General features: G+C 52.7%; 8 protein-coding genes. 3 read left to right on the top strand and 5 right to left on the bottom strand.

The annotated features are described in order from the left end of the window. Positions 1-1,470, bottom strand: a 1,470-nt coding sequence (locus H8Q75_RS01595) for a UDP-N-acetylmuramoyl-L-alanyl-D-glutamate--2,6-diaminopimelate ligase (RefSeq protein WP_297039903.1), incomplete at its 3' end; no start/stop codon positions are given. Between the two features lie 330 nt (positions 1,471-1,800). Here H8Q75_RS01595 and H8Q75_RS01600 point away from each other — a divergent pair. After that, positions 1,801-2,106, top strand: a complete 306-nt coding sequence (locus tag H8Q75_RS01600) for a hypothetical protein (RefSeq protein WP_297039907.1) — start codon at positions 1,801-1,803, stop codon at positions 2,104-2,106. A 36-nt stretch (positions 2,107-2,142) separates the two neighbouring features. Further along, a complete protein-coding gene (gene glmS / locus H8Q75_RS01605) occupies positions 2,143-4,023 on the top strand; it encodes a glutamine--fructose-6-phosphate transaminase (isomerizing) (protein WP_024124539.1) in 1,881 nt (626 codons plus the stop codon). A gap of 105 nt (positions 4,024-4,128) precedes the next feature. On the opposite strand, the gene H8Q75_RS01610 is transcribed toward glmS, so the two are convergent. The 4 genes from H8Q75_RS01610 to H8Q75_RS01625 form a co-directional block, all read right to left on the bottom strand. Further along, positions 4,129-4,455: a 2Fe-2S iron-sulfur cluster-binding protein gene (locus H8Q75_RS01610; protein WP_024124538.1), complete on the bottom strand. Its 327-nt coding sequence runs from the start codon at positions 4,453-4,455 to the stop codon at positions 4,129-4,131. 213 nt (positions 4,456-4,668) lie between these two features. Continuing rightward, positions 4,669-5,409, bottom strand: a complete 741-nt coding sequence (locus H8Q75_RS01615) for an FHA domain-containing protein (protein ID WP_024124537.1) — start codon at positions 5,407-5,409, stop codon at positions 4,669-4,671. A 383-nt stretch (positions 5,410-5,792) separates the two neighbouring features. Continuing rightward, positions 5,793-6,383, bottom strand: a complete 591-nt coding sequence (gene leuD / locus H8Q75_RS01620; RefSeq protein ID WP_297039910.1) for a 3-isopropylmalate dehydratase small subunit — start codon at positions 6,381-6,383, stop codon at positions 5,793-5,795. Positions 6,384-6,392: 9 nt separating this feature from the next. After that, positions 6,393-7,445, bottom strand: coding sequence for an adenosine deaminase (locus tag H8Q75_RS01625; RefSeq protein ID WP_024124535.1), 1,053 nt, complete (start codon positions 7,443-7,445; stop codon positions 6,393-6,395). Between the two features lie 219 nt (positions 7,446-7,664). Here H8Q75_RS01625 and H8Q75_RS01630 point away from each other — a divergent pair. Further along, positions 7,665-9,063 (top strand): RDD family protein (locus H8Q75_RS01630; RefSeq protein ID WP_297039912.1); only part of this gene is annotated, 1,399 nt, incomplete at its 3' end.

A 9,063-nucleotide genomic window follows, 5' to 3' on the forward strand; every position in this document is an offset into this window, starting at 1 on the left:
GAGTCGCTCCTTGAGGGCATTTCGGGCTTCCTCGCGATCGTCAAAGTGCACTTTTTCGGTACCGAGAATTTGGTAGTCCTCATGGCCTTTGCCGGCAATAATCACGCCATCGCCGGGGGCGGCGCTCAGAATGGCTTGGAGAATAGCTTGGCGGCGATCGCCCTCAACAATCATCGCTGTTTCAGGTGGGATACCGGCAAGGATGTCATCGAGAATCCGCTGTGGATTCTCAGTGCGGGGATTGTCCGAGGTGACCACTACCTGATCCGCCAAGCGAGCGGCAATGGCTCCCATTTGGGGACGTTTGCTGCGATCGCGATCGCCCCCACAGCCAAAGACACAGATCAGTTTGCCAGGAATAAAGGGACGAGCTGCCCTCAGCAGGTTCTCAAGGCTATCGGGAGTGTGGGCATAGTCCACGACAACGGTAATGTCCTGTTCTGGGTCAAGGCGCACCTGCTCCATGCGCCCCGGCACCCCTGGAAAGTCACGCAGGGCCTTGAGCATGGCATCAAGGGGTAGCCCCACCGCTGCTCCCATCGCGATCGCTGCCAGCACATTGGCCACATTAAACTGTCCCACCAACGGTGAGTCTAGGGTACCGCTACCGAGGGGGGTATGAACCGTGCCCATCACACCATTGATGCGATAGTTGAGATTCTCAGCCCAAAAATCCGCATCCTTGCTTAAGCCATAGGTCCAGTAGCGATCGCGGGGCAACTGCTGAGCCAGTCGCTGGCCAAAGGGATCATCGCCATTGAGAATTGCGCGACCCTTCAGGTAGTCAGCGGTAAAGAGCTTGGCCTTAGCGGCAAAATAGTCCTCCAAATCGCGGTGATAGTCTAGATGATCTTGGGTCAAGTTAGTAAAAGCCGCCACCTCAAACTGACAGCCCCACACCCGATCCTGCGCTAAGGCATGGGAACTGACCTCCATTACCCCAAAGCGACAGCCTGCGGCCACTGCAGCGGCCAATTGCGCCCGAAGGGTCACCGCAAAGGGCGTTGTATGGCTAGCCACCTCACAGTGTCCCGGCCACCGACTGTAGAGCGTCCCCAAGAGTGCTGTTGGCGAGCCAACACTGTTGAGGAGATGTTCCACCAAGTGAGTGGTGGTTGTTTTGCCGTTGGTACCCGTAACCCCTAGCAGGCTGAGATGTTGGCCGGGGTAATTATAAAAAGCAGCTGCAAGCCGACCACAGGCACGCTCAATATCGGGCACCACAATTACACAGGCATCTCCCTCACGGGGTTTGGCTTGGGGAGACACCACCGCGGCGATCGCCCCTGCCGCCAAGGCACTTGGCCAAAAATTGCCCCCCTCCACCCGTGTGCCCGGCATACCAATAAACAACGAGCCATGCTCACACTCCCAAGAATTCGTACTCAGGGACTTCACCTCTTGATCGAGGGCAGGATGCTCAAAACCCGGTGTAATCGCTGCCGCTGTCAGGAGTTCCCGCAGGTTCATGGCTGTGCATCTCCAGTGATAGGCTGTTTAGGGTATTGTGGCACTACGGCACTCGTCTGTAAAAGATACGAAAACAAATTGCCCCGCTCCCCAGAGGCGGAACCGGAAAGGCACGTGCCAGTTTGTGAAGTGTCTTGAGTTCCCCTGAAACCGCATGAACCCTAGGAGATGGGCGTAATTGCTCAACACAGCAGGTGACGGGAGTTACAGGCTGTCTTTCTGGCATCCTGTGACAATTTTTGCCCAAAGCTTGCCTTTTGTTAAAATTCCGATAATCTAGTTCATAAAAATCCGAATAATAACCTGTCATCAAAGTGTGGGTGTTGGGTGATGAGTGAGTGGCAGAAAGTAGCGTGGAACATTGATGATCAAGAATGGCAAGCGATCGCCAATTCTCGCCGCCAGATCGAAACCTCTTGGCAAAGAACAATTCAGCAAGTTGAGGCTCCCTCCAGCACCGCCTCCAAACCCTTAGACAAGATCACTAGGTCAGCAGTTTCCCATCGGCGTTCGATTCAGCCGATTGGCATTCAGCCTTGGCAAGCCGAATTCACCAAAGAACGCTTTGCTACCCGTTCACGACCTCCCCTGAAACAACCACAGGTGGAACTGCCCCAGTTTGCCAGCCGTCGTTAGAGCACCCCTGTTTCTCTCAGATTACGAGGTCTATTTATGTGTGGCATTGTTGGTTATATTGGCCCCCAGCAAGCGGCGCAAGTCCTACTCCAGGGCCTGCAAAAGCTGGAATACCGAGGTTATGATTCCGCTGGCATTGCCACACTCAATGAGGGCGAACTCCTCTGTGTGCGCGCCAAGGGCAAACTCCAGAACTTGGTGGAGAAGGTTGAACAGCTGGACATTGTTGCCCATGTCGGTATTGGCCACACCCGTTGGGCAACCCACGGTAAACCAGAGGAACACAATGCCCACCCCCATCGTGACAGTCGCGATCGCCTAGCTGTGGTGCAAAATGGCATCATTGAAAACTATCGGGAACTGCGGGACCAACTACAGGCGCGGGGGCACATTTTCCGCTCGGAAACAGATACCGAAGTCATCCCCCACCTGATTGCCGAAGTATTGCCTGAGACCCCCACGGCCAACGGCCTCCTAGAAGCGGTACGCCAAGCCGTACATCAATTGGAAGGTGCATTTGCGATCGCCGTTATCTGTGCAGACTACCCGGATGAATTGATCGTGGCACGGCAACAGGCTCCTCTGGTGATTGGTTTTGGCCAAGGGGAATTTTTCTGTGCCTCGGATACCCCAGCGATTATTCCCTATACCCGTGCGGTGTTGCCGCTGGAAAATGGGGAACTGGCTCGGCTGACGCCCACAGGGGTTGAGGTCTATGACTTTGAGGGACATCGCCTACGCAAAACCCCCCGTACCCTCAACTGGACCCCTGTGATGGTCGAAAAGCAGGGCTTTAAGCACTACATGCTCAAGGAAATCTATGAGCAGCCGGGGGTGGTCCGCACCTGTTTAGAGAACTATTTACGAGCCGATTGGGATGTGGCCAGTCCCTTTAGTCCTGTGCAATTAAATCTTCCTCCCAGTTTGCTGGATAATCTACAGCACATTCAAATTGTTGCCTGTGGAACCAGTTGGCACGCCGGCCTGGTGGGCAAATATCTGCTTGAGCAGGTGGCTCAGATTCCCACGAGTGTGCAATATGCCTCAGAGTTTCGCTATGCGCCGCCGCCTCTGCTACCTTATACCCTCACCATTGGTGTCACCCAATCTGGGGAAACAGCAGACACCCTTGCGGCCCTAGAGATGGAGCTAAAACGCCGCCGAGGCCTTGATGGCGCTCTCCAACCTCGTTTGTTAGGGATTACCAATCGGCCCGAAAGTACCCTAGGGCATCTGGTGCCCCACATTATTGATACCTGTGCCGGCATTGAAATTGGCGTGGCAGCTACAAAAACATTTGTTGCCCAGTTGATAGCCTTCTATCTGCTGACCCTCGAATTGGCGTGGCAGCGGCAGTCTTGCGATCGCTCCCGGTTAGCGGAACTGGTGACTGGGTTGCGGCAATTGCCCGCCCAGATGGAGCAAATTTTAGAAAGCCAAGAACGCTATATTGAAGCTCTCTCCCATGACTTCTGGGAAACCCAAGACTTTATCTTTTTGGGACGCGGGATCAACTTTCCCATTGCCCTTGAAGGTGCCCTTAAACTCAAAGAAATTAGCTATATCCATGCCGAGGGGTATCCTGCGGGTGAGATGAAACATGGCCCGATCGCCCTCCTCGATGCCAAAGTCCCAGTGCTCACGATCGCCATGCCCGGCAGTGTCTTTGAAAAAGTCCTCTCCAATGCCCAAGAGGCCCGCGCTCGTGATGCTCGCCTCATTGGTGTTACCCCCCTTGACGAGGCCGAAGCCCAGCACACCTTTGATAAGCTCTTACCGGTGCCTGAGGTTGATGAGCTTCTCTCCCCGGTCTTGACGGTGATGCCTCTGCAACTGTTGGCCTATCACATTGCTGCCCGCCGTGGTCTAGATGTTGATCAACCCCGCAACCTTGCCAAGTCAGTAACCGTTGAGTAGCCTTTTCAGGAATTATGAATTATTAATCCTACCACCCCCTCGGCTGGAGGGAAATCTATAAAGCCGAAGTGGAGACACTCCTCAACAACAACGTTGAGGCAAAAGCTAAGTTAAGTTCAATAAATTGTCTTCTTCGTGGGTTGAGATGATGCAATCCGATGTGGGATAGGCGGCACACAGCAGCACAAAGCCAGCATCCAGCTCCTTGGGTTTCAAAAAGGAGTGATCTGACTGGTCCACAGTACCTTTAATGATGCGACCGGCGCAGTTGACACAGGCGCCAGCACGGCAGGAGTAGGGTAGAGAAATACCTTGGGCTTCAGCCGCATCGAGAATGTACTCGTCGGCATGAACACGAATCGTTTTATTTAGGCCCCTTGCTTCGTTCACCAAAGTGACATTATAGACTTTGTTGTGATCTCGCTTTGTCATTCAGGTTCTCCTAAAAGTTGCTTGCTTTTGAAATGTCTCTATGTTTCTTTGCGGAACCTATGATTTTAGGGCGATCGCAACCTCCCAGCTAGTTGTAGAACGCATTTCATTATTGATTTTATTTTAGCAAAGGGACTCAGGGGAGCGACTATTATACGGGATTGTTTATACTTTGAAACTATTTATCAAAGCGATGTAAGGATCTGGGTTAAGCTAGTTGCGGGTTGGGGTGGCAGGTGGTGATCCCTGCGGTTGATTGGGGGAGAGGCCCGCTCTCCAGACCGCTCCTATGGTAATGGCAACAACCACAAGGGCGATCGCCCCTAGAGCCACGAGGTTCGTTTTTAATCCTTGGCTTTCTTTTTCATGGAGGGTTTCTTTGTTGTTCCCCTTTGCCTCGCTGTCGCTCTCACTAGGCAACGTATCTTTTGCTGGTTCAAGTTCAGGGTGTAACTGGGTGGCTGCAGCTGCCACCAATTCACGGTTGGGGGTTCGCCGCAGTTCGCCACTTAGCTCCATGCCCACCAGGGTTTCCTTTGCACCCCGCAGATCGGATTTAATGCTTTGGAAAGCAATGGATTGCAGATATTGGCTAAACTCTGTATCCGCCATGGAGAGCAGGAGATAGGAGGCCTTGGCTTTACGGCCAAAGAGAATGACATCGCCGTGTTGCAATTCATGACTGCTAATGCGCTTGCCATTGACAAAAGTGCCGTTGGTACTGGGTTTACCATTGGCATTGCCATCCACCAAACGATAGCGATAGCTGGTGGTGCCGGGGACAGGGACCCGCAGGAGAATGGCGTGCTGGCGGGAAACTGTTTCAAAATCAATAACAATGGCATTACTCTCATCGCGCCCAAGGGAGTAGGCCGCTGCCTCAAGGGCGATCGCCCGCCGTCCACCGACCGTATTCAAAATCAAGACATGCCGTTCCTCTTGCAGGCCACTCATTTTATCTCTCCGTCTTAATCGCCCTCAAAAAATCATTCCCTCTGCAAATCTAAATACTTTCTAAATACTTTCCGCCTTCAGCTTAAGTTAGGGCAGGAACAACGTTGCAAAACGTGACACTTCAACAAGTGGTCTAAATTGTGTGCTTACTTCTACCTTTGCCGGTTTTCCCTAGGGTTGCTGTGATATTGATCACATTCTAGGCAGGTTTTTAGCGAAATTTTACCCATGGGGCAGTCAATACCAGCGGTGGGGCATCCCCTCCTTACAGTTCAGGAAACGCCCGCTGCAGTAGCAGAGGTCACTGAGCAGCCCGCACTCTAAATGTATCAATGGAAAATGTATTAATGGATCAGTCTGTCAGCATCAGCGTCGGGGGTACATCACCGAATGGCCCACTGCACATAGGGTAGTCGCGCTGCTACTTCCTGGATTTTGTCACGATGGGCCAAGAGCTGACCACAGGCATCCCATTGACCAGAAATGAGCATTTGTCGGCTACTTTCCGCTACGGTTAGGGGAATCACTTCATCCCCCGCCGTCAGGGTCAGGGCGTGCAGGTCTAGGGTCAGTTCTGTACTGGGCCGATTCTCTAAGAGCGTTTGCAGTGCCTGTACCTGTTCTGGGGCTGTCGTCAGACAGGGAACCCCCATTGCCAAGCAGTTCCCCGCAAAAATTTCAGCAAAGCTTTCGCCGACAATTGCTTGAATGCCCCAACGGGCGATCGCTTGGGGGGCGTGCTCACGACTCGAGCCACAGCCAAAATTGGCATTCACCACTAGAATCCGGGCCCCTTGGTACTGAGGCAGGTCAAAGGGGTGCTGCCCCGACTGGCGATCGTCTGCAAAAACATGTTCTCCGAGGCCATCAAAGGTGACACAGCGGAGAAACCGCGCTGGAATAATGCGGTCGGTATCGATATCGTTGCCTCGCAGGGGAAGGCCCCGACCTGTAATGCGTTCAATCTTGCTCATAAGTCTATCTTACTGGATACCGCAGCCGGCAAGGGCAGTTTGCGGTGAATTGCTCTGAAGCAGGTTACTCAGGAGCAGGGTCGGCGGTTGCGGATGGGGCCAAGCAAAGGCATGGCGAAAAGCCGCTTCCTGACAGGCTTGCAATTCCTTGAAGTTCAGGATGTCATAGGTCAGCAAGTTTTCGTACTCAAAGGGCAGCCGCACATTATGCAGACCCGCATTATCGGTACAAATGGCCACATCCACCCCCGCCTCAAAGCAGCGTTCAAAAATCAGCCGCAACTGTTCATAGCTCTCAAGGGTACCCGTTTGAAAATAGGTGGTGGGGCACACTTCAAGGCATTGCCCCGCTGCAGCAACTTCTTTGAGCAGCTCTGGGTAGCGCAGCGGAATTTGAATGCCATGGCCAATGCGTTGTAGATAGGGCAGCAATTCGGGGTAGCAGCCATTCACCGTTTCGTAGAGGTGACCCGTGGTTTTCAGACCGCGATCGCGGGCATAGGCATAGAGGTCAATAAATTCCGCCAGGCGATCGCCATAGACGCTATCGCCCCCAGCCAAGTCAATCCCACAGACAAACTCAGGAAAACTCGCCGCCAGATCAACGATGGCACGGTTGACGGCATAGGGTAGCCGCGTGTGCATGCAGAGAATTTGGCTAGTGACAATTGGGTACTCGGGCACTTGGCAAGCTAGACCCACGGTTTTGACAATGTCTGCCATCTGCTCAATGCGATCGCTCTGGGATCGCTGCGGATCCGTGCGCAGGTAGGGGGTATAGCGCAACTCCAAGTAGGCCAAATTTTCAAAAATATAGGCGCCGCGAATCAAACGAAAAATGAAATAGGGCAAGGTTTGCGGCGTTTGCACACTCTCCACTAGGGTGTGGAGTTCGAGGTATTCTTCAAGGGATTGGCGGGGGCGAGTATAAAAGGCTTCAAATTCCTCATAGTCGGGAAAGCGATCAGCAAGGGAGCGATCGTTCCGCTGAAAATACCGCCAAAGGATGCGCGGTACCACTGAGCCACCTAAATGTCGATGTAGTTCTGCGTACAGTGCCATACGTGCTCCTTGAACTGGCGAAAACGCAACCAATACCTGAGCTGACCAGAGGGGTCAATGCCCACACCTCAGCCATCAAGAACAGAACAACAACAGCGATGAACGAAGAAAAGAAGGGCTAAATGGTTCTAATGTTAACAAATTTTACAAAGATGGCGCAGGGACCGATAGGTGCAAACGTTAGGATCGTCTCGATTTCCAATTGGTTGAGTATTGCGAATGTGGCCTTTTCAACAGCGAGGACGGCTTTTCCCTTCTCTCTCTAGTGGCAATGTGGTCACGATTGCTTTGGAACTGTACCGTCATCAGGGCAACCGCTATTTTCTTTTGAGCCTTTTTGCCCATGCGTGGTTTTTTCTGCTCACCATTGCCGCCGTGCTGATCGTCGCTGTGGCCCTGATTGTTGGCGGGATTCTCGCTGGAGCCATCAATAATGTTGCTCTGTTTCTCTTGCTTGCAGGCATTGGTATCCTGGTCGCTTTGCCTTTTTATCTCTTTGGTTGGACCCGGCTGATGGCCAGTGGTGCCCTGCTTTCTCGCCGGATCTATGCTGCTCTCACTGCCCTTGAGGAATCGGAATCGGAAGCCCGCAGCTTCATTTTTCCCAAGATGTGGAATTATCTGCTGGCTACTCTGATTGTCAGCTTTATTTTGCTTTTGGTTTATATGGTCTTGGGGGCGATCGGCTACTTACTTTATTTGGTGGGATCGCCCTTAGGGCAATTCCTGGAGCAGAATATCCAAACTGAGCCCGCAAGAGGTCTCTTCTTGTTAAGTTTTCTCCTCGGCATCCTGTTGCTAGTGCTCCTTGCGCTGTTGGTGATTAGCTACTTTATGGCGCGGCTTTCCCTCGTTGATGTGGTCTTGGCTCTTGAACCGGAATGTACGCCCCTCAAGTCCATTTGGCGCAGTTGGCAACTGACGCAGGGACAGGCATGGCATACCCTAGCGGTGTTTTTTGTTGCTTCCCTGGCAACTATTCCCGTCAATCTCCTTGGCGGTATTCTCAATAGTGTGGTGATTATTCCCGTCGCTGGCCTCTTTGTCGCAGTTTTGCTCCTGCCCCTGTGGCAAGGGATCAAGGCAGTTCTCTATTGGGATCTGCGGGTACGCAATGAAGGGGCAGCGTTTCAAGTGCACTCTAAAGCGGTCAACCCCTTGCGTTGGTTGCGGCGGGTAACATTACGCACGCCCGAAAGTATTGAATTGGACTTTGCCCTTGGGGGAATCGGCAGCCGTGTTTTAGCTTGGGTCATTGATCAGGTGATTCTCTACACCGCCCTTGTGCTCTTTTCGTTGGCGGCAGGGTACATCTTTTATGCGCTTTACCCGTGGCTGATTGAGGTGCTACCCGCCAGTGGTCAGAGTATTGAAGCTTGGAGTTTGGGCATTTACCTATTGGTGATCTTTGTCCTCTACAACGGCTATTACATTTTCTTTGAAACCTATTGGCAGGGACAAACCCCCGGCAAGCGATACGCAGAAATTCGGGTTGTTCAGGATAATGGCCGCCCCATTGGTCTGCGGGAGGCGACGCTGCGCAGTTTGCTGCAATCCATTGATTTTGCTTTTTTGGGTATAGGGGCATTCCTGGTGACGTTATCTCCATCAGAAAAAC

Origin of the sequence: Thermosynechococcus sp. OHK43, from assembly GCF_014466085.1 — a bacterium.
Classification (GTDB): domain Bacteria; phylum Cyanobacteriota; class Cyanobacteriia; order Thermosynechococcales; family Thermosynechococcaceae; genus Thermosynechococcus.